The 19,849-nt window shown below is 62.6% G+C and carries 20 protein-coding genes; 15 read left to right on the top strand and 5 right to left on the bottom strand.

What is annotated here, in order from left to right; all coding sequences use genetic code 11:
* Positions 1-6: 6 nt before the first annotated feature.
* The 3 genes from HZS55_RS07950 to HZS55_RS07940 all read left to right on the top strand — a co-directional run bounded on the left by HZS55_RS07950 (position 7) and on the right by HZS55_RS07940 (position 3,186).
* On the top strand, positions 7-1,011 hold the full coding sequence (locus HZS55_RS07950) for a HEAT repeat domain-containing protein (RefSeq protein WP_179911157.1): 1,005 nt from the start codon (positions 7-9) through the stop codon (positions 1,009-1,011).
* 194 nt (positions 1,012-1,205) lie between these two features.
* Positions 1,206-2,693, top strand: coding sequence for a VWA domain-containing protein (locus tag HZS55_RS07945; protein WP_179911156.1), 1,488 nt, complete (start codon positions 1,206-1,208; stop codon positions 2,691-2,693).
* A 4-nt stretch (positions 2,694-2,697) separates the two neighbouring features.
* The gene (locus HZS55_RS07940; protein WP_179911155.1) at positions 2,698-3,186 is read left to right on the top strand and encodes a hypothetical protein; all 489 of its coding nucleotides are present in this window, start codon (positions 2,698-2,700) and stop codon (positions 3,184-3,186) included.
* A 617-nt stretch (positions 3,187-3,803) separates the two neighbouring features.
* On the opposite strand, the gene HZS55_RS22800 is transcribed toward HZS55_RS07940, so the two are convergent.
* Together HZS55_RS22800 and HZS55_RS07935 are read right to left on the bottom strand one after the other, a co-directional pair.
* Positions 3,804-3,926, bottom strand: a complete 123-nt coding sequence (locus HZS55_RS22800) for a hypothetical protein (protein ID WP_281373056.1) — start codon at positions 3,924-3,926, stop codon at positions 3,804-3,806.
* 380 nt (positions 3,927-4,306) lie between these two features.
* Entirely contained in the window at positions 4,307-4,633 is a 327-nt protein-coding gene (locus HZS55_RS07935; RefSeq protein WP_179911154.1) for a NifU family protein, read from the bottom strand.
* 236 nt (positions 4,634-4,869) lie between these two features.
* Here HZS55_RS07935 and HZS55_RS07930 point away from each other — a divergent pair, with 236 nt between their 5' ends.
* The 9 genes from HZS55_RS07930 (at position 4,870) to HZS55_RS07890 (ending at position 14,564) form a co-directional block, all read left to right on the top strand.
* Positions 4,870-5,886, top strand: coding sequence for a HEAT repeat domain-containing protein (locus HZS55_RS07930; protein ID WP_179911153.1), 1,017 nt, complete (start codon positions 4,870-4,872; stop codon positions 5,884-5,886).
* Positions 5,887-5,948: 62 nt separating this feature from the next.
* On the top strand, positions 5,949-7,193 hold the full coding sequence (locus HZS55_RS07925) for an ABC transporter substrate-binding protein (RefSeq protein WP_179911152.1): 1,245 nt from the start codon (positions 5,949-5,951) through the stop codon (positions 7,191-7,193).
* 2 nt (positions 7,194-7,195) lie between these two features.
* Positions 7,196-8,182: an NAD(P)/FAD-dependent oxidoreductase gene (locus tag HZS55_RS07920; RefSeq protein WP_179911151.1), complete on the top strand. Its 987-nt coding sequence runs from the start codon at positions 7,196-7,198 to the stop codon at positions 8,180-8,182.
* 2 nt (positions 8,183-8,184) lie between these two features.
* Positions 8,185-9,360 (top strand): FecCD family ABC transporter permease, encoded by a 1,176-nt coding sequence (locus HZS55_RS07915; protein ID WP_179911150.1) that lies wholly within the window; start codon positions 8,185-8,187, stop codon positions 9,358-9,360.
* Between the two features lie 91 nt (positions 9,361-9,451).
* Positions 9,452-10,765: an ABC transporter substrate-binding protein gene (locus HZS55_RS07910; protein ID WP_179911149.1), complete on the top strand. Its 1,314-nt coding sequence runs from the start codon at positions 9,452-9,454 to the stop codon at positions 10,763-10,765.
* Between the two features lie 2 nt (positions 10,766-10,767).
* On the top strand, positions 10,768-12,048 hold the full coding sequence (locus HZS55_RS07905) for an ABC transporter substrate-binding protein (protein WP_179911148.1): 1,281 nt from the start codon (positions 10,768-10,770) through the stop codon (positions 12,046-12,048).
* A 2-nt stretch (positions 12,049-12,050) separates the two neighbouring features.
* Positions 12,051-13,292, top strand: coding sequence for an ABC transporter substrate-binding protein (locus HZS55_RS07900; RefSeq protein WP_179911147.1), 1,242 nt, complete (start codon positions 12,051-12,053; stop codon positions 13,290-13,292).
* The gene (locus HZS55_RS07895; protein ID WP_179911146.1) at positions 13,282-14,142 is read left to right on the top strand and encodes a DUF7260 family protein; all 861 of its coding nucleotides are present in this window, start codon (positions 13,282-13,284) and stop codon (positions 14,140-14,142) included. Before HZS55_RS07900 ends, HZS55_RS07895 begins: the two co-directional genes overlap by 11 nt.
* Before the next feature lie 128 nt (positions 14,143-14,270).
* Positions 14,271-14,564, top strand: a complete 294-nt coding sequence (locus HZS55_RS07890; protein ID WP_179911145.1) for an amphi-Trp domain-containing protein — start codon at positions 14,271-14,273, stop codon at positions 14,562-14,564.
* A gap of 4 nt (positions 14,565-14,568) precedes the next feature.
* On the opposite strand, the gene HZS55_RS07885 is transcribed toward HZS55_RS07890, so the two are convergent.
* Positions 14,569-15,177 carry a hypothetical protein gene (locus HZS55_RS07885; RefSeq protein WP_394353558.1) on the bottom strand — a complete coding sequence of 203 codons (609 nt, stop codon included), beginning with the start codon at positions 15,175-15,177 and terminating at the stop codon, positions 14,569-14,571.
* A gap of 209 nt (positions 15,178-15,386) precedes the next feature.
* Here HZS55_RS07885 and HZS55_RS07880 point away from each other — a divergent pair, with 209 nt between their 5' ends.
* Together HZS55_RS07880 and HZS55_RS07875 are read left to right on the top strand one after the other, a co-directional pair.
* A complete protein-coding gene (locus tag HZS55_RS07880; RefSeq protein ID WP_179911144.1) occupies positions 15,387-16,598 on the top strand; it encodes an outer membrane protein assembly factor BamB family protein in 1,212 nt (403 codons plus the stop codon).
* 32 nt (positions 16,599-16,630) lie between these two features.
* Positions 16,631-17,743 (top strand): hypothetical protein, encoded by a 1,113-nt coding sequence (locus tag HZS55_RS07875; RefSeq protein ID WP_179911143.1) that lies wholly within the window; start codon positions 16,631-16,633, stop codon positions 17,741-17,743.
* 111 nt (positions 17,744-17,854) lie between these two features.
* Here HZS55_RS07875 and HZS55_RS07870 read toward each other — a convergent pair whose 3' ends face one another.
* On the bottom strand, positions 17,855-18,187 hold the full coding sequence (locus tag HZS55_RS07870) for a hypothetical protein (RefSeq protein WP_179911142.1): 333 nt from the start codon (positions 18,185-18,187) through the stop codon (positions 17,855-17,857).
* Positions 18,188-18,373: 186 nt separating this feature from the next.
* Positions 18,374-18,508 carry a hypothetical protein gene (locus HZS55_RS22795; protein WP_281373053.1) on the bottom strand — a complete coding sequence of 45 codons (135 nt, stop codon included), beginning with the start codon at positions 18,506-18,508 and terminating at the stop codon, positions 18,374-18,376.
* 55 nt (positions 18,509-18,563) lie between these two features.
* Between HZS55_RS22795 and HZS55_RS07865 the strand changes: the two genes are divergently transcribed.
* The gene (locus HZS55_RS07865) at positions 18,564-19,796 is read left to right on the top strand and encodes an RNA-guided endonuclease TnpB family protein (protein ID WP_179911141.1); all 1,233 of its coding nucleotides are present in this window, start codon (positions 18,564-18,566) and stop codon (positions 19,794-19,796) included.
* Positions 19,797-19,849: the final 53 nt, after the last annotated feature.

Below are 19,849 nucleotides of genomic sequence, written 5' to 3'. Positions count from 1 at the left end.
ATGCAAATGCACTCAGATATCTCGATCAAGTATCCAGATGCAGAAACTATAGAAATAGTAATAGAAACGCCAGATGACGAAGATACGTCTAAAGAGGTATCTCAATTTGGTAGTAGCGGGCTCCAAACACCCGGAGGAGATATACTGCGTTCCGTATTCGGGATTGAAGCAATTCTGCGAGGTGAAGAGGTTTGGCTACAACGTTTCACATATAGTAAATATCAATTGCGATCTCGGCCAAGAAACTCTGATACTTCAGTTATTGAGGTTCTGAAACGGCAAGACGAGACGGTCAAAGAGGCAGTCGTCGAGAAAGAGGGGCTATGTCAGGCGATAGTATCTGCGGGGAAATCGTACTATGAGCAGGTCTGCGGAAACGGTGGTCGGGAGCAGATGGATGACTGTGACTGTGCGGCTCTTGAAGTCGGTACTGAGGACGGACGACGTCGACTCGACTATTACCGTGAACATGGCACACAGCGGGGATACACGCCAGCCCTAAGTCGAGAACATCTGAAAACCATCGTCAGGAAGTGCGAACACACCGATCGATTACGCGAGTTCGTTCCCCGAACGGATGCCGTCCGGTCCTTTGTCGACGAACTCGCTGCGTCGGGCGACGACAAATACGTCGTGGAGTGGTACGAAGACCTCCTGGTCCGACCGAGACCAGAGATCCCGAGCGAAGCCGCGAAGGCACTGGCCGACAACCCAGATCCGCGAGCCAAAGACGCACTCCTCCAGACTCGCTGGAAGGCACTCCCGGAAGTCGTTCCCCACGCCTTCCGGGCGCTGGCTAAACTCGGCAGCGAAGAGGTTCGAGACGCACTCCTGGACTATCGGGATTTCCCCCACGCCGACGAAACCATCCGCACGGCCACCATCGAAGCGCTCGGAACCTTCGACGAGGAGGAAGTCCGGACGACACTCCAGGCGATCGCGGACGACGAAGACGAACCAGAAGCCATCCGTGAGGCGGCACGCGACGCGCTTGCAGCCGTAGACGAATAGTCCAGATCCGCGGACACGCCGTCGGGAAGGCGAACAACATCCCTGCGCGCTGGTCCAAGCGCTCGACAACTCCTACTTCGAGGTCCGGTACTGAGGATCTAAGTGAAAACCGTGATTCCAGTCGTTCTCTATGTTTGCCGAATCTCCACTCACGAACAGCTCACTCGATACTAGGCACGAGGGACCGACTGCGGATGGACCTCGCGGAGTTCACCGCCAACAGTAGCGCTGAGCGGCAGAAGATCACGGTCCTGCTGACCGACGGCGAGGCCCCGGGCAACGCCGGCAAGATCCGGGCTCTCTCCGAGGAGATGGCCGACCGCGATATCACCCTCTACACGGTCGGATTCAGCAACGCGAACGCCGAGTTGTTGAGCGAGATCGCGAACACGACCGGCGGAAACTCCTACTTCGCCGAGAATGCCAGCCAGTTGCCGCGGGTGTTCTCGCGGGTCGCGACAAACACTACCAGCGGCGTCGACTCCGACGGGGACGGGCTCCCCGACGGTACCGAGACCGGTGGGTTCACGGCCGAGACGCTCCCGTTGACGGTCGAACCGTTCGAGTCGAATCCAGAGAACAACGACACTGACGGTGACAGTCTCACGGACGGCCGGGAGATCGACGGTGTGACCGTCCGCGTCGACGGTTTTCGGGAAACCGATACCACCGATCCGACCGATCCCGACACGGACGGCGACGGGTACTGGGACGGCTGGGTCGGCGTCTACAACGTCAGTTACGACCACGACCGCGGGATCGAGTACGCGGATAACGTCGTGTTGTACAGGGAGGCGTTGCGATCGGGCGGCGTTCCCGTCCAGGACTCGCTGCAGGAGCAGGCCGACTTCCACACTGTCACGGCAGCGCCGACTCCAAACCAGCAGGGGCACGACGGTGCGGATGTCGCCGCGGGTCCCGCTCTGGAACACTCCAATATCCACATCGGCGAACTCCACTGGGCGACTGCGGGAGCAAATACCGACGGGGACCCCACTGACGCTGAGACGACGCCAGACCCTACGCTCGTCTTCGAGGTGGACTACGACGAGCGCATCGCATGGAGCCAGCAACGACTCCGGACGGAACTTCGGAACGTCTCGGACAACTTCGCGTTCTACGGTATCGACGTGCGGTTCGTCATCGACGATGAGCTGTCAGCCAACGCAGTGCGCCAGGCCGCAGGCAACCCACCGCTGTCCAACAGAGACATCAACCGGATCTGGCAAGCCTATGCCGATGCGGGCGCACAGCGTGCGTACCTCTTCGTCGGCACAGAACACGCGGGCGGGAGCGCCGGTCGGACCTCTCGTCGTGGCGGCACGTACCGGACTGGTTTCGACTTCGGCAACGCACTGTTTGTCGATGAACTCCGAAGTGGGAACCCGGGGGAACACTTCCTGGTCACCACCGTCCACGAAGTCGGCCACCTGCTCGACACCGGCTTCGCCGACGAGACGGGACCGAGTGGTGAAGTGTACTCTGGGTCTTCGAGCGATACGACCCCGGAGTACCTCTCGTTCCCGAACTACCCCTCGATCGATCTCTGGAGCACCATGGCTTCCGGGTGGCAGGATTCCTACGAGGAACCCCCCATGAATGCGACGTACTCCACCTTCAGCATCGAAGAACTGTTCACTGTCGATCTGGACAACGTAGACAGCAGGGAGCGAGATGACTGACCGATTGGCCCTCGTCCTCCTAGCGCTCGTCGTGGTCGCAGGCTGCCAGGCCCCGTCACCGGGGCCGACGGAGCAGCCGCGCTCAACCGGTAACGCCGAGACGCAAACGGCCATCACGGAGACCTACGAGGAGATCTGGTCGCTCCAGCTGGGTGGTGCCGACATCTCGCTGGGGGAACACCGAACGATCGACGGGTTCGTCGCGGCCAATGGACAGTTTCGCGGGACCGCATCCGGCGTGTGCGTCGAGTTCTGGGACGCGGACGGAGCCGTTTTGAAACGAGAACAGCTCGGACGCATCTCGGCAGCGAACGAGTCGTGGCGGATCCCGTTCAACACGTCGCTACCCGCCGACACCGCGTACGTGGTCCCGACGGTCACCGAGTGGCAGACTCCGAATACGACTCTCGACCAAACGGTAGGCGTCAGGGTGCTCGAATCCGGTGCGCTACGCTCGTACAGCATCACCGACCCAGCGCAGTTCGGCTGCTGATCTACTCTGATTCGGCCAAGAATTCAGCGAGACCGACGGGCTGTACATGTTCGTCGGGAACGTCTCGAACGATCCGGCACCGAGGTGGGAAAATCTCTATCCCGGTCAAAGCGAGCACCGGGCCTAGGGTGACGGCCGCGACGACACGCTCTACATCAACGTCCTTACCCACGGCCTCGATACTGCACCCGTGCCACGGCAGCGCCTTGGGATCAGCCCCTCGAGGCCACCCAGGCGGTCGCGCGCAAAACCGCGGTCCGTGAGATCGGTCCCGTGCTCCAAATCGGCAGGGAAGGGGACGAATGGCAACACGCCCGTCAATCACTTCATCGAACCGCTTTACTTTGACACTGCGACAATCTGCTCAACGACACGGAGACAGAGAGCTGGACGGTCCCGACGATCAACCGCAGCGGGCAGGCGTATCGCTACGCGACCAACGAGGCCAACGGCTCGGTCCACGTCGACTCGAACCCGCGCAAGAAAGACTCCGACGACGGCGTGATCTCCGACGACGCCGAGAAGTTCCAGGCACATACTGACCCGAGTGATGACGTGCGGTACGCCATCGCCGGGACGCTGGCGACGCGGCTGGTTCAAAGTACGAGACGGAGGATTCAGACCAGGAGGGGTTCCCCGACCTCAAGGAGTTCCAGGGCATTCCCACCCAGGTCGACGGGGAGTTCGCGAAGTTCGAGACCGACCCGCTGAGCCCCGACACCGACGGCGACGAACTCCACGAATCCGCGGAGTTCCGGTCGATGACCACGGTCGCTGTCAATTCAGTCTACAATGACATAGTATTTTGACTAAAACGCTCAGTTCGCACTCCCACTGGGCGGATGATTCACAACCGATAGCTCTGAAACCAACCGCCTTGCGAACCGTTCTATGACGCCCTTTTAGCGAGACAATTGATGAGATAGAAGAGAGCGAAGACGAGGTCTCTCAACTTCGGTTGCAGGGATCGCAACCGAAGCCGACGAACAGATCTCGACGTCCCCGCCTCGGACTGGCGCTTCCGAGCGAGCCACCCGACGGGATACCGAACGGCGTCGGAGCGGTCGAGATGACGACCGACGAGTGGCGTCCGTCGGTCTCACGGCGGCCACGGGGCCGCTCAGAACGGCGGGCTGTAGTCCTCGTACTCGTCCATCTCGTCCATCTCGTCGGTCTTCGAGGGCATCACGGCGGCCCGCGGGCCACCCGACCGGACGACCTCCACGTCGTCGAGGCCGTCGACGCTCTCGGGGAGGCGCTCCTCGATGGCCTTCATCGTCATCGGCGCGATGCCACAGCCCGAGCAGGCCCCGCCGATGGCGACCGTCGCCGACCCCGACGCCTCGTCGACGTCGCGCACTTCGAAGTTACCGCCGTGCTGCTGGATCTGCGGGACGTTGTTGCTGAGGTAGTTCCGCGTCTGCCGTTCGAGTCCTTCGGCGCTCATACACGTCCACCTTCGACCCCACATATCATAAATCTGTGTGTTTAGGAGTGCCTAAAATCGCCGTCGTAGCGCGCCATATCGCGAATATTTTTGGGCGTGCCAAAATTCTGCACTCCTGTCTGGTATTTTTCGCCCGGCCTAAAACGCGGTGAGCGACGAGCGGGGGTCCGGGAGTCGAAGGGGTGCGCGGCGAGCGCAAGCGGTTTGTGGGCCTCCCGCGATACGGGACGTGAAGGATGAACGAGGACTCGGCGGCGGCCGACCGCGTCGTGGAGGCGACCGAGGACGGTGCGACCGAAGACGCGCGGGCGTCGCTGGACGCGCTCGGGACGGCACCGGCCGAACGGCGGACGGACGCACTCCGGGAGCTGCGGGCGCTGGCCGACGAACGACCCGGTCGGTTCGACGGGCTCGCCGCGGCGCTGGCGCCGTTCCTGACCGACGAGGAACGGCCGGTCCGGCTGACGACCGCGAAGCTGTTGGTCGCGGTCGCCGGCGCCGAACCGGCGGCCGTCGTCCCGGTCGTCGAGGCGCTGGCCGACCGGCTGGCCGACGACGACGAGTTCTACTACGTCCGGGCGCGGTCGGCCGAAGCGCTCGGCTACGTCGCCCTGGAGCACCCCGACGCGGTCGCCTCGCCGGACGTGCTGGCTGACCTGCGGATCGGGCTGGCGTTCGACGAACCGGAGGTCACCGAGAAACTCGCCAAGGCGCTGGCGTTCGTGGCGCTGGGCGACCCCGACCGGCTCCGCCACCTGGTCGGACGCCTCGCCGAACACCTCGACGACGACAGCGAGTTCGTCAGATATCACCTCTGTACGGCGCTGGCCGCCGTCGGATCGACGCACCCGGAGCGATTGGAAGCCGCGAGCGGCCCCCTGGTCGCGCGGCTGGACGACTCCGATTCGCACGTTCGCGGGCGCGCAACGGAGGCGCTGGCGTCGCTCGTCGCGGCCGACGCCGACGCGTCGCTCCCGGCCATCCCGGAGCCGGCGGACGCCGACGAGGACGACGGTGACGAATTCGCCGCCCGGCGGATGCACGCCCTCGCGGCCCGCGTCCACGGGGAGGACTCCCCCGTCGAGGCGTCGACGGCCGAAGCGGTCGGCACGCTCGAATCGATACGGGAGACGACCGAACCGGCCGTCGAAGCGATGCGGTCGCCGGATGCCGACGGCGAGTGCCCCCACTGCGGCCTCGAACTACCCGATCAGGGACCACCGATGTGTCCGCGTTGCGGCGCCCCCCGCTGATCCGGTTTTTGGCTCGCCTAAATTCCGGAAGTCATATATACGATTTTGGCGAGCCTAAAAACATGCCAAACAATGCTGACGACGAGGCACCGACGCGGCGCGAGTACGTGAAATACGGCGGCGCGATCGTCGCCGGCAGCCTGCTCGCCGGCTGTGCGAGCGACGGCGACCCGACCGAGTCGGCCGCGGGCGACGAGCCCCCCCAGACGAGCGAGCCGACGGCCACCCCGACGGCGACGAGCGCGGCGACCGACGCGCTGACGGAGACGAGCGAGCCCGTGGCGAGCGATACGCCGACGGCGACCGCGGCGAACGGGCCCTACTCGGTGACGATGGAACCCGTGGGAACCGTCGAGTTCGAGTCACCGCCCGAGACGTGGCTCCCGTACACGGCCGACTGGGCTGACATGGGCGTCGCGCTCGGCGAGGGGGACGGCCTGGCGGCCGTCGGCGTCAAGGCCCGCTTCGGGACGCACCTCTACGAGGAACTGCCGGGCGTCTCCGTCGACAAGAGCGGCCTCGCGCAGCTCTGGCAGGACGGCACCGGCAAGGAGATCTTCTACGAACTCGACGCCGACCTCCACGTCGTCGACCCGAACTTCATGGTCAACCGGCTCGGCTGGAACGAGGGCGACGTCGACGAGATCGGCGAGAGCGTCGCGCCCTTCTTCGGGAACACGGTGTTCTCGCGCGTCTACGGCTGGCACGACTACGGCTACTACTCGCTGTACGAGGCCTTCGAGAAGCTCGCGGCGGCGTTCCGGAAACGGGACCGCTACGAGGCGTTCGCGGCGTATCACGACGAGGTGATCGCCGACGTGGAGCGGCGGCTCCCCGAGGAGACGCCCGACATCGCGATCCTCTATCCCGCGGGGAGTCCCCCGGAGTCGTTCTACCCCTACCTCGTCGGCTCGGGGACCCAGTCGAAACACTGGAACGACCTCGAGGTCGGCGACGCGCTGGCGAAACACGGCGTCACCGACGCCCAGGCCGGCGGCAACACCGTCGACTTCGAGACGCTGCTGGAGATCGACCCCGACGCCCTGGCCGTCAGGATCAGCGGCGAGACCAGCGACGAGGACTTCCGGCGCGACATCGTCTCGCACCTCGAAGACCACGACGTCGCGAGCCAGCTGACGGCCGTCCAGGACGACCGCGTCGTCTACGGCGGCCTGACCTACCAGGGACCGATCATCCACCTCTTCCAGCTCGAACGAGCGGCACAGGGGCTGTACGCCGACGAGTTCGGCGGCGAGCAGCTGTTCGACCGCGGGCGCGTGGCGGACATCGTCAACGGAGACATCTGACTATGACCGAAACAGAACCCGAACCGACACGCGAGCACGACCATGACGTGGTCGTCGTCGGCGGCGGGCCGGCGGGCTGCTCGGCGGGCGTGTTCTGCGCCCGCGAGGGGCTCGACACGGTCGTCTACGACCGCGGCCGCTCCTCGCTCCAGCGGTGTGCCTACCTCGAGAACTACCTCGGCTTCCCCGAGGGTATTGACATCGAGACGCTGTACGACCTGATGCACGACCACGCCGAGCGAGCGGGCTGTACGATCGTCCCGGATCTGGTCGAATCGGTCGACCGGACCGACGACGGGGACGGGTTCCGCGTCACGCCCCAGGAGGGCGAGCCCGTCACCGCCCGTCGAGTCGTGGCCGCCACGCGCTACGACGGCGAGTACATGCGCGGGCTCGACGACGACGCGGCGATGTTCGAGACCCACGACCACGGCGACGAGGAACACGAACACTTCGACAAAGCGTACGCCGACCACGACGGGACGACGCCGGTCGAGCGGCTGTACGTCGCCACGCCCTCCGAGGAGGACGACCAGGCGATCATCGCCGCCGGTCGGGGGGCGCGGGTCGCACACCGGGTCATCGCCGACGCCCGGATCGACGACGGCTGGTGGGAGGCGGTCGCCGACGGCGTCGACTGGGTGCGCCGCGAGGCCGAACTCGACGACGAGTGGGCCGACCGCGACCAGTGGGTCGAGTGGTTCGACGACCACTACGCCGAGGAGGCGCCGGTCGACCCCGACGCCGACCGGTTCCGGCGCGTGCGCGAAGCGAGCATCGACGACTCGCTGTCGTCGTACGTCTCGGACGGGGAGATCGATACGCGGACGGCGACCGGACAGGAGACGCTCGCGGGTCACCTGGACGCCGAACGGGTGGCCACAGCGGTGGACGACGAGACGCTGCTCGACCACGTCGCCGACGAATCGATCCGCGAACGCGCCCGCGACATCGAAGCCGACGGGCGGTCCGCGGAGGCGGGCGAGTGAGGATGGCGAGCGAATCCGCGAACGCGACCGAGCGACTCTCGCGCCGGCGCCGGGTGACCGACTGGCTCTCGGGCTCGCTGTGGTCGGTCGTGCTCGGGAGTCTCGCGGTTGTCGTCGCCGGCGGGCTGGTCCAGGTCAGCTACGGTGCCTACTCGATGACGCTCGTCGAGGCGTGGGGGGCCGTGTTCGAGCCGAACGTGCTGTTCAACGCCGAAGCCTGGCGGGCGTTCCTGCTGGGGACGGAGCTACCGGAGATGAACCAGCGCAGCCTCATCGTCTGGAACATCCGTCTCCCGCGGGTGCTGGTCGCCGCCCTCGTCGGCGCGAACCTCGCCGTCTCGGGCGCCATCTTCCAGGCCGTCACCCGGAACGAACTCGCGAGCCCGTTCATCCTCGGCGTCTCCTCGGGCGCGGGGCTGATGATCCTGCTCGTGCTCGTGGTCTTCTCGGGCGTGACGCTCGTGATCCCCTACGTCTTCGGGACGCTCGTGTTGGGGATCTCGTCGCTACTGCCGGTGATCGCCGCACTGGGCGGGATCACCGCGTTCCTGATCGTCTACGTCATCGCCTGGAAGAACGGCACCTCGCCGGTGCGGCTGGTGCTGGCGGGCGTCATCGTCGGCACCGTCTTCAGCAGCCTCCAGACCGGACTCTTCTTCTTCGCCGACGACATCGGCGTGGTCCAGTCGGCCATCGCCTGGACGACCGGCTCGCTGACGGGGACCGACTGGGAACAGGTGCGGATGGCCCTGCCGTGGACGGGGCTGGCGCTCGTCCTCGCGCTCGCCAGCGCCCGCCAGCTCAACGTCCTCCTGCTGGGCGAGGACACCGCCTCGTCGCTCGGGATGAACGTCGAGAAGATCCGCTTCGCGCTGTCGGGCGTCGCGGTGCTGGCCGCCGCGGCGAGCATCGCCGTCGCCGGCATCGTCGGCTTCGTCGGCTTGATCGTCCCCCACATGGTCCGCAACGTCGTCGGCAGCGACTACCGCAGGCTCGTCGTCGGCTGCGTCTTCGCCGGCCCCGCGCTGATGGTCGCCGCCGACGTGGGCGCCCGACTCGGCTTGGCGGTACTGCTGGGTAGCGGCGGCCAGATGCCCGTCGGCATCGTCACCGGCCTGCTCGGCGGCCCGTACTTCCTGTATCTGATGCGCAAACAGGAGCGGATGGGCGAGATCTGAGGGCCGACGCACCGCTCGCCACTGCCGGCCCTAATTTTAGGTCGGCCTAAATACCGAAGCGACTATATGGTTTTAGGCGAGCCTAAAACATATGTCGAGAGACGACCCTGCAGACGAGGGACCAACGCGCAGAGGCTACCTGACCTACGGCGGCGCGATCGTCGCCGGCGGACTGCTCGCCGGCTGTGCGAGCGGCGGCGGATCCGGCGACAGTGCGGGGTCGACGGACGCGGACACGCCGACGGAGACGCCGACGCCGACCGAGGCGTCGGACCCGACGGAGACCGCGACGGCGACCGAGTCGTCGACCGAGACACCCACGCAACCGGAGTCCTACACGGCGACGATGCCACCGGTCGGGGAACTCACGCTCGACGAGCCGCCGTCCTCGTGGGTGGGCGGCCTCGGGTTCAGCGCGGACGTGTTGACCGCGCTCGGGCAGGCCGACGGTGCCGTCGGGATGGCCGACCCGCAGTTCTGGTACACGGGGTTCTACGACTTCCTCGACGGCGTCTCGGCGCCCGCGACCGACGACCTCGCCAAGTTCACGACTTCGGACCGCGACACCGACCTCGAGGTGCTGTACGAACTCGACCCGGACCTGATAGCGTTCGATCCGAACCCCCTCATCGCGATCTACGGGCTCGAGCGCGGCGAGGCCCGAGAGATCCGGGAGAACGTCGCTCCCTGGTTCGGCAACGAGAGCCGACGCAAGCGCTTCGGGGGCTGGACCCACTGGCCCGACGGCGAGCCGTACCCCTACCTCTCCCTGCCCGAGTACATCCCGGAATACGCCGCCCTGTTCGGCGAGCAAGAGCGCGGCGAGGCGCTGTTGGACCTCTACGAGCCGTTCGTCGACGACGTTCGCTCGCGTGTCCCCCCCGAAAGCGAGCGCCGGTCGCTGGCGCTGGTGAACGGACAGTACAACCCGGAGAACCGCGACGGATGGGTCGTCTACAACCCGAAATCGGCGGTCGAGAAGACCTGGGGGAAGAAACAGTACCGCGACCTGAACGTCGTCGACGCGTTCGAAGGCGCCTACGACGGCCAATCCTCCGTGATCGTGGATTACGAGGGGCTCCTCGAGTACGACCCGGACGTCATCATCTTCAACTTCGGCGTCACGTATCGCGATTTCCAGGGTGAGAACTACATTCAACAGCAGCGGGAGGTGCTGTCGGACCACCCCGTCGGGAGCCAGGTGACCGCGGTCGAAAACGGCGACCTGTACGTCGGCGGCACCCCGTATCAGGGCCCGATCATCAACATGTTCCAGACGGAGATGGCCGCCAAGCAACTCTACCCCGACGAATTCGGCACCTATCCCGGATACGGAGAGCTCTCGGAGAGCGAACAGCTGTTCGACCGCGGGCGGCTCGCGGACATCGTCAACGGAGATATCTGACCATGAGCGACGACGACACCGACACGACCGAGGCATCGACACGGCGAGACTACCTGACCTACGGCGCCGCGATCGTCGGCGGCGGCCTGCTCGCGGGCTGTTCGGGCGGCGAGTCCACGCCGACCGACGGCGCGGAGCGCGGTTCCACCGCTACGCCGACCGAGACGCCGACGGCGTCCACCGGTTCCGACTCCGAGACGGCGGCGCCGTCCACGACGGCGGAGCCGACGACGACCGGCGGCTACGAGGCCTGCATCGAACCCGTCGGCTGCCTGTCGTTCGACGAGGTACCGGAGACGTACATCGTCAACAACGGCGAGTGGGCGGACATGGCGTTCGCGCTCGGCCACCGCGAGGGGTTCCTGACCGCCACGAACATGATCCCGGGGTTCCTGTTCGAACCGTTCGGCCTCGACGTCCCGGCGCTCTCGGAAACCGAGTCACTCTCGGCCACGAACTGGGACAAGGAGGTCTTCTACGAGCAGGATCCGGACGTGATCCTGATGGACCCCAACTATCTCCACAAGACCGGATGGGACGACACGTGGAGTCGGGAGGACACCGCCGAGATCCGGGAGAACGTCGCGCCGTTCTTCGGCAACAATATCCTCCGCCGCCGGGAGTTCCACGACTACCGGCTTTACTCGCTGTACGAGGCGCTCGAACGCCTCGCCGACCTGTTCCAGGAGCGCGAGCGCTACGAGGCGCTCGCAGCGGTCCACGATTCGGTGCAGGCGGAGATCGACTCCCGGCTCCCGCCCGCCCCGGAGCGCCCTGAGGTCGGGCTCGTCAACAGCGCGTCGAACCCGAACGAGGGGACGTTCTACCCGATGGACACACGGGTTGAGGGCGTCGAGATGAAACCGTACCGGGATCTCGATGTCGACAGCGCGTTCCCCGCGGATCTGGTCGAGGCCGGGACGATCGACTACGAACAACTCCTCGAAGTGGACCCGGAGATACTCGTCTTCCACTGGGGGATCGGGACGACCGGCGACGGCGACGGCTTCTCCGCCGAGGCGTTCCGCGAGCAGTACGTCGCACCGCTCGAAGCCGACTCCGTCGGGAGCCAGCTCACGGCAGTGCAGCAGGGCAACGTCTATCCCGGCGCGTTCGGCTCGCAGGGGCCCTTGGTGAACCTGCTGCAGACGGAGCTGTTGGCTCAGCAGCTCTACCCGGAGGCGTTCGGCGCGTTCGACGCTGAGTCGTTTCCCGACGTTCCGGAAGAGCACCGTCTGTTCGACCGTCAGCGAGTTCGCGACATCGTCAACGGAGACATCTGATCATGAGCGAGGACACCAGCGAGACGAGCGAAGTCGAGGCACCGACGCGACGCGACTACTTGAGATACGGCGCCGCCGTCGGCGGCGGGCTCGTGGCCGGCTGTACCGCCGGCGAGTCCACGCCGACCGACGACCGCGGTGGGGAGTCGACGGAGACGGCCACCCCGACGCCGGAGCCGACGGCCACTTCGAGCGAGGGATCGACCGATAGCGACGCTGCGACGGCGACGGAGTCGTACTCGGTGACGATGGAACCCGCCGGCGAGGTGACGTTCGACGCCGTCCCGAGCGACTGGATCGCCTTCTGCGGGGAGTTCGCGGACATGGCCGTCGCGCTCGGGCAGGCCGACGGCATGCTCGGCAGCGGCGGCGCCGACCGCTACTACACCTACGTCTACGACGAGTTGCCCGGCGTGAGCGTCGACCAGGAACCGCTCGAACGCCACCCGGAAGTCCGGACGAAAGAGCAGTTCTACGAGCTCGACGCCGACGTCCACCTGTACGACACGGAGATGCTCGTCAACTGGTTCGACTGGGACCAGTCGGACGTCGACGAGATCGGAAGCAACGTCGCGCCGTTCGTCGGCAACCTGATCTTCCGCCGGTCGGACTCGTGGCACGACTACCGCTACTACTCGCTGTACGACGCCTTCGAGACGGTGGCGACCGTCTTCGACGAGCGCGAGCGCTTCGAGGCGTTCCGACGGCTTCACGACGACTTCCTGACCCGGGTCCAGACGCGACTCCCGCCGGCCGGCGAGCGCCCGAGCGTGATGCTCACCTTCGAGGGCACGAACGAACCCGAGACGTTCTCGCCGTACCGGCTGACGGACAAGGGGACGAGCAAAAAGCAGTGGCGCGACCTGGGCGTCGGCGACGCGCTCGCCGGCACCGGCATCGAGAACCTCAGCACGGAGAACCGCGGCGAACTCGACTACGAGAACCTCCTCACGGTCGACCCCGACGTGTTGCTGATCCGCGGCCACGAACGCAAGTCCGCCGCCGAGTTCCGCGACACCGTCGTTCAGTTTATCGAGGACCACCCGGTCGGCGGCGAACTCACCGCCGTCCAGAACGGCCGCGTCTACCGCGGCGGCTACCTCCACCAGGGACCGATCCACAACCTGTTCCTCACCGAACGGGCCGCGAAACAGCTGTTCCCCGACGAGTTCGGGGACGTAACGAGCGACGCGGAGCTGTTCGACCGCGGGCGCGTCGCCGACATCGTCAACGGTGAGACCTGAACCGCGCGACGACCCCGAGTCGTCGGGGTGGCGACCGATCGACCCGGTCCGACCGGACCGAGTCGCGGCGGGGGACACCCACCTCCACCGCGCCCGCGAGCGCGTCCGGGCGGAACGGGACGCCTTCGCCGCGAAGGTCGACGCCTACGAGGCGTTCGCCGACCGCGTCGCCGAGATCGGGACGGAGATGCCGACGGCCGCGCCGGGAGTCGCGGTCTCCGGCGGGGGCAGGCGGGCCGGGACGCCGTCGACGCCCGACCGCTGTCGCCGGGTCCGGACCGCCTTCGACGAGACGGTCCGTCCCCACAGCGTCGCGGACATCGACGAGCCGGAGCCGCTGACGGAGACGCTCCGCGCCGAACTGCCCGGGACGGTCGCGGCGGCGCTCGCGCCGGCGACGGAGACGACGTTCTCGCCGGCGGTGAAACGCGGCGTCCTCGGCGCGGTCGAGGCGCGCACGGGCGAGACCGAAACCGTGCTCGCGGCGCTCGACCGGGAGGCCGACGGGCTCTCGTCGGCGGTCGCGCTCGTCGAGGCGGCGACCGCGTGGATCGCCGAGGCCGAGGAGACGCCGCTGAGCGAGGTCGGATTCGACCCGCTGGCCCGGCGCCACCGGCGGCTGGCGGGGTTCGAGGACCGGTGCGAGGAACTCGCGAGCGAGCGCCAGTCGACGCTGGCGGCGACGACGAACCAGACGCCCGACGCCGGCGTGCGCCACCGCGACCTCGTCGCGTTCTGTTACGACGAACTGCCGGTCGACTACCCGGTGCTGTCGACGGTCGCCCGGCTCGCCGAGACCTGTCGGTCCTGTCGGCGGGCGGTCCGGACCCACCTCGTCCGGAGAGCGTGACCGGCGAGCCGCGGCCGCGGCTCGCCCGACCACCGACCGGGCGGAACCGCACCCTTTTTGATTTAGGCTTGCCTAAATGACTCCGATGAGTCCCGGTACGAAGTCACACGCGGTCGAAGTCACGAACCATGTCTGACACGGACGAATCCGACGACGGACGGACGACGATCAGGAGCGGGCGCGAGTTCGAACAGACCTACCGCCTCGACGCGAGCGAGGCCGGCGCGTTCCTGGTCGACCTCGGCGAACAGTTGCAGAACGGCGACGAACTGACGATCGCGACCGACGAGTGGGAGCTCCCGTTCGCGTTCGGCGAACCCGTCGAGTTGGAGGTCGACTTCGACGGCGTCGACGACCCCGAGCTGGAGATCGAACTCGAACTCCCCGGCCGCCCCGACGAGGAAGCGCCCGCCGTCGAATAGGGTGTCAGGCCACGTCGTCGAAGCCCCACTCGTCGGCCCGCTCGGCGGCCTCGGTGCGGGCCTGCTCGCGGATCGCCTCGATCTTCTCGGCGTCGTCGAGGAACGCCTCGACGGCCCCCGGCTGGCGCTCGCCCGACCCGACAGCGTCGTCGCCGGCCGCGTCGTCGTCGGCACCGCCCGACGAGCCCGCCGTATCAGTCGACCGGTCGGCCGGCGCGGCCTCGCGCGTCCGGTCGGCCAGCGCCGGGTCGCCCGCGAGCCGTTCGGCGGCCATACCGGGCGGGACCCGGAACGAGGACCGGTCGTTGACGGCTTCGAGGTCGGCGGGCGCGAGCGCGAACAGCCGCAGGCGATACGGTCCCTCCGCGGCCAGGTCCGCGAGCGCCGGCGGTCCGGCGCGGTCGGTGCCGGTGTGGTAGGCGACGACCGGTACGCCCGCGTGGAAGGTGACGACGCCGCGGCCGCTCGCTTCGAGCAGGAGCGCGTCCTGCGGTTCGAAGACGGCGTAGCCCGTGAGTTCGCGGTCGAGCGCGTCGACGAGGACGGTCCGCGGGTCTTCGACGACTCGCGAGCGCAGGAGTCGCCCTTCTATTGATATCCGTTCTTGATTCAAACAAGAGAGCCTCGTAAGTCTATACGCGAGTTTATTTCTGAGGTGTTAAGAATGAATCAGCTAGTAGGTATACGTACGTATTGACCATCATACTCCAGACATTGTATAAGTAATTATTACATTACTCTCCAAAATTAAACCTACAGAGTCGAGAAAAGTAGCAAAGAGTCACCGCTAAAATTATCATTTGTGAGTTACGCTTCTTTACTATGTGGAAGCCGTCAAGACGGGCATTGATTGCCAGCCTAGGAACTGTTCTTGGAGCTGGCTATCTTGGTGGCCGAGGCTACTGCCATGAAACCGGATGTGCAGATGAGCAAAGTAAGTATTTGATCACTCCAAAACTTGAACCAGCCTGGACAAAGCAAACATACAATTCTTGCCGGTTTTGCCGCAACGATCCCGGAGATAAATATGACCGCGAATCATTGGCCATAGCCGATAGTAACACACTTTGGACTACATCTGGCAGTGTCTTTTCTCGCAGTCCAGATTCGGGCGAAGTCAACTGGGAGGTCGATATCACGACCTACACACGTCCGTACGCAATCTCACATACTGACGAAACAGTGTTTATCGCTGGGGGACGGTACCCCGATGGACAGCCAGTCGCCTCTGTTGACCGCGAGACTGGAGAGGTATTGGACAAGGGAAAACTGCCCGAATCACCCATCAATATGATACCGGTCTTGGATGGCGAAACTGAAACTGTCTGTCGAGAGGCTAATAAAATCGAATTACTCGCTTACAACGCACGTACAGGAGATTATCAGTGGGGAACTGATGATTTTGCCTGGATAAGCGATTTCAACATCCAACGTATGGCAGCAGGCGCAGGCCACATCTATCTATCAGGAGTCAATGAGGCGAACGAACGCGTCATTGTAGCACTCGACAGCGTATCTGGGAATCCAGAGTGGCGGTTCAACCCTGACCGCCGTCCTATCTGGCTGAAATTTTCCCGAGATAACCTGTTATTCGTTCACAGTACAAATTATAATGATAGAAAAGGGAAAGTTGTAAGTCTTAATCCCACAGACGGGACACTTAGTTGGGAATATACCTTGGAAAAAGAACCCGATTATAATATTTCAATGAGTAATAATCACATAGTGTTTGATGATCCAGTGAGTGGTAAAATTCACATCCTTGACTCAAGAACTGGTGAGCACAGGTGGGGCACCCAGATAGATGAACGGACCGTAGAACGACCGAAGGTAACTAACGATTCTGTATTCATCCCATATCAACACTCAAATAATCCACTACTTCCGCAAGTTGAACACGGTATGTATCAGTACAATCTAAATACACGGAAACTTACCGGCCAACGTGTATTTTATGACCCAATTGTTGATATTGCAGCTACGAACGAGAGAGCGTTTGTTCTCAGTGGACCCGATATTTGGGGATTCCAGTAAATATTTTTCTCACCTGCCTCTTAACTACCAATATGCAAGATAAGAATAGAAGACGATTCCTGGTTGCCGCAGCCGGACTAACAACTACATTAGCAGGATGCTCCGGGATCTTGGAGTCCGACCAAGCAGAAGCACCCGATGTTGACACACCAGAACAAACACCGACATCAACACCAGAATCTGAAACAGATCAAAATACGGATACCACAACAGCAACCACGAAAGCGGAGAGGCCGGGGTTACAGGTTGAAAAGGTGAGCGATGAGCCCCCTGACCAAAATCAAAAGACGTGGGAACTACAGAACACCGGGGATCAACGAATTATCGCTACGGAGGCAGTTGAAGTTTGGTCTACAATCCCCGACGTTGACCTGACACTTTCTGATGAGAATAGAGGTAAGCGAGCATATGGTGTTGCACCCGGCGCAGGAATTGAATTCGTGGGATTTGCTTCAGAGCCACTCGAAGGGACGACGTACACCGCCGAAGATATTCCTATTTCACCGCCTTCAGATGTTGATGTCGCTGTTGAACCCAATGAGTGGACTACACCAAGTTCCACACAGGGATCTGAAATCATATTCGAATTTTCGAACCCGACATCTGTCGATCTCGCGGATGTACGCGAAACTTCTCCCCAAACTGCGATTAACATAGAAGACTCAACACTTCAGTGGCGAGTAAGACATGGCGACTATTGGACCAGCAAACAGGAGGTGACACTGGACACTGTAAGCAGTTCGGAGTCATTCACTGTCGCACCTTCTGTTGCCCCCCAGTACGACATTGAAATAACTGAGGTGACAGAGAATATGGAGGTTTCATTTGATGTTATAGCGCAAAGTGAAGTCGGCGTATGGAATAGCCGCGCAGTCGTTTTCAGATGGCCAGGGCAAGAGTATGGTGCTTTACAACATGTGACTAAAGTACAACAAGAACCGAAAGGACCAGATGACGAGCAGGGGGCCCTTGTCGTACCAACAATAGGCGAAGATCGGATTGGTGAAGTAGCAACTTACACACTAGATGCAGGGTCAAATGTCGGATTTCCTATTGGAGAAGAAGAGAGTGTTGGTGTCCTAATTTTAATTGGCGAAACGCCAGTCGCGTACACTTCGTCACCATTACGGGATTTCTTTGGATAGGACAGCAGCTGAGGGTGTCATACAGCAGTTCACATACCCTGTCTTTCGCTTCCTGAATTTGCTCTGTGCAGGTATGTACTGAGCGATGAGTGCCTGGCCTGCGCCGGCCGTTTACTGCTCCGGTGGTACCCACACATCCTGTAGGAGTTCGTGAGCCTTCGCCATAACACGGGCACGTCTTTCATTGTCTGCGTTTTGTGCCTCTTGAAGCATCTGCAGTACGCGGTTGATTTCTTCTTGGCTCTCTTGTGGGGCAGAATGGATCTTCTGGAGTTCGTTAATTGCCACATGGAAACACGAATCCCGGAGTGTCATTCCAGCCCCTGCACTATCTGGCTCATCATAGCCAGCTGATCCAGGTGGGGCGCTCCCTTCCCTTGTCACGTTAATTGCTTCAGCTAAGTGGTTATTGTCCGTGATGTCTTCACCATTGGCGTGATCCATATACCCCAATTATTTATAATGCTAGTTAAACCTTAGTGGGAAGTGCGAGAAAATCGGGGTAATTAGCCGTTCTAAACGCTCCTGTGTATTGAGCAATCTGCTGAGAAGAGATATGAAATCAGACTTCATTGACCCGTTTAGACGCTAATCCTTGGGAGTGGGATTCGAAAGTAAACCTCTACACCATCACAGGGGGCCATCAGTATCCAATTTCTGTGCTCCCTGAATAACGAGTCCACGCCAAGTTAGGCCGTGAGCTTCTTTAATTTCCGTAAGTCGTTCAAACTCTTCCTCATCTACTTCGATATTAAGGTTTGGCATCAATCAGTAATAGTGATTAGTTAGATTTAACTATTATGTAGTCTAAAGTACTACTGTGGGCGAGACGATCACGAAGACGCTTGAAGCAACACTCGCGCCACCGACTGCACACAAAGAGCGACGGCTACAGCGGACAACAGCGACGTATCGTCGCGCATTGAGAGCGGCATTCGAAAGCGGAGCAAAGACACAGTCAGCAGTCAACGACATCGTCACTGAATACCGACTCACATCATACGCAAAGGACGCACTCAAGTCCAGAGTCCCACAGCTTCGCCAGACACATTCTGCCGCTGAACTAGATGACGACCACCCCGTTAGGTTCACGAACCGAGGCTGGAAACTCGACCGATCGAAGGACCGAACCCACGAATTTTGTTGGCGAGTTCCGCAAGCCGGATGGGGTAACAGTTTCTGGATCCCGCTTCGGATAAATCCAGCACAGCGTGAGTTGTGGGACGACCTGTATCAGGGAAACATGACCGTTGGCGAATTCCGGTTACAGGAGTGTCGCACTAATTGGGTGCTACACGTCACTGTCGAATACGATGCTCCAGAAGTAGATCGGGAAACCGATCAAACCCCAGTTGGATTCGATATTGGGGAGTCCAAACTCCTGACAGGCTGTGCCTATCAGGATGGGAAGCCGACCCAGCCAATGCTGTTCGATGGTGGCCGGGCACGACAGCTCCGAAAGGAGATGTTCACGACGCTTCGACGGTTAGAAACACGCGGGGCAGATCAGAAGATCGACGAGCGAAGGGACTATTTCCAAAACGCGCTCACCGATATCGTTGAGAAAGCGTCTCGACGAGCGGTAGAGTATGCTCAGCAGTTCGAAGATCCCATCATCGTTTTGGAAGATCTCACTAATATTCGAGAATCTATAGACTACGGAAAGTGGATGAACCGCCGCTTGCATACGTGGGCATTCGCTCGACTTACCGGGCGTATCGAAGACAAAGCTCGGGAGGAAGGAATCCCCGTTCAGTTCGTGAATCCGGCATACACATCGCAGATATGCCATGCCTGCGGACATCTCGGCGCAAGACCATCGCAAGCGGAGTTTCACTGTACGAACAGTGCATGCTGGGTAACAGAGTTCCAAGCAGATATTAACGCGAGTGCGAATGTCGCCGCTCGCGTTGACCCGTGGGGAGAGAGCGTTCCTTGGGAACCGGACCGCGATGACTCACCTCGGGATGGGAGCGCCAGTGACAGCGCCGCAGGACACCGTGAGCCGAGTCCGAGATCCGGACAGATGAAACTCACGGCATTTTCGTCCTGAGACCTCACTCCAATACTTCCCTTGTAGGGAGTCCCGCGGTCGTAGCGGGAGAG

This window comes from Halosimplex rubrum (genome assembly GCF_013415885.1).
Classification (GTDB): Archaea; Halobacteriota; Halobacteria; order Halobacteriales; family Haloarculaceae; genus Halosimplex; species Halosimplex rubrum.
This window is presented reverse-complemented; position numbering and strand designations above follow the sequence as displayed.

Excerpts from the sequence above, each read along its gene's own strand:
- HZS55_RS07950 (WP_179911157.1), top strand. The coding sequence starts at position 7 with ATGCACTCAGATATCTCGATCAAGTATCCAGATGCAGAAACTATAGAA.
- HZS55_RS07945 (WP_179911156.1), top strand. The coding sequence starts at position 1,206 with ATGGACCTCGCGGAGTTCACCGCCAACAGTAGCGCTGAGCGGCAGAAG.
- HZS55_RS07935 (WP_179911154.1), bottom strand. The coding sequence starts at position 4,633 with ATGAGCGCCGAAGGACTCGAACGGCAGACGCGGAACTACCTCAGCAAC.
- HZS55_RS07930 (WP_179911153.1), top strand. The coding sequence starts at position 4,870 with ATGAACGAGGACTCGGCGGCGGCCGACCGCGTCGTGGAGGCGACCGAG.
- HZS55_RS07925 (WP_179911152.1), top strand. The coding sequence starts at position 5,949 with ATGCCAAACAATGCTGACGACGAGGCACCGACGCGGCGCGAGTACGTG.
- HZS55_RS07920 (WP_179911151.1), top strand. The coding sequence starts at position 7,196 with ATGACCGAAACAGAACCCGAACCGACACGCGAGCACGACCATGACGTG.
- HZS55_RS07915 (WP_179911150.1), top strand. The coding sequence starts at position 8,185 with ATGGCGAGCGAATCCGCGAACGCGACCGAGCGACTCTCGCGCCGGCGC.
- HZS55_RS07910 (WP_179911149.1), top strand. The coding sequence starts at position 9,452 with ATGTCGAGAGACGACCCTGCAGACGAGGGACCAACGCGCAGAGGCTAC.
- HZS55_RS07905 (WP_179911148.1), top strand. The coding sequence starts at position 10,768 with ATGAGCGACGACGACACCGACACGACCGAGGCATCGACACGGCGAGAC.
- HZS55_RS07900 (WP_179911147.1), top strand. The coding sequence starts at position 12,051 with ATGAGCGAGGACACCAGCGAGACGAGCGAAGTCGAGGCACCGACGCGA.
- HZS55_RS07890 (WP_179911145.1), top strand. The coding sequence starts at position 14,271 with ATGTCTGACACGGACGAATCCGACGACGGACGGACGACGATCAGGAGC.
- HZS55_RS07880 (WP_179911144.1), top strand. The coding sequence starts at position 15,387 with ATGTGGAAGCCGTCAAGACGGGCATTGATTGCCAGCCTAGGAACTGTT.
- HZS55_RS07875 (WP_179911143.1), top strand. The coding sequence starts at position 16,631 with ATGCAAGATAAGAATAGAAGACGATTCCTGGTTGCCGCAGCCGGACTA.
- HZS55_RS07870 (WP_179911142.1), bottom strand. The coding sequence starts at position 18,187 with ATGGATCACGCCAATGGTGAAGACATCACGGACAATAACCACTTAGCT.
- HZS55_RS22795 (WP_281373053.1), bottom strand. The coding sequence starts at position 18,508 with ATGCCAAACCTTAATATCGAAGTAGATGAGGAAGAGTTTGAACGACTT.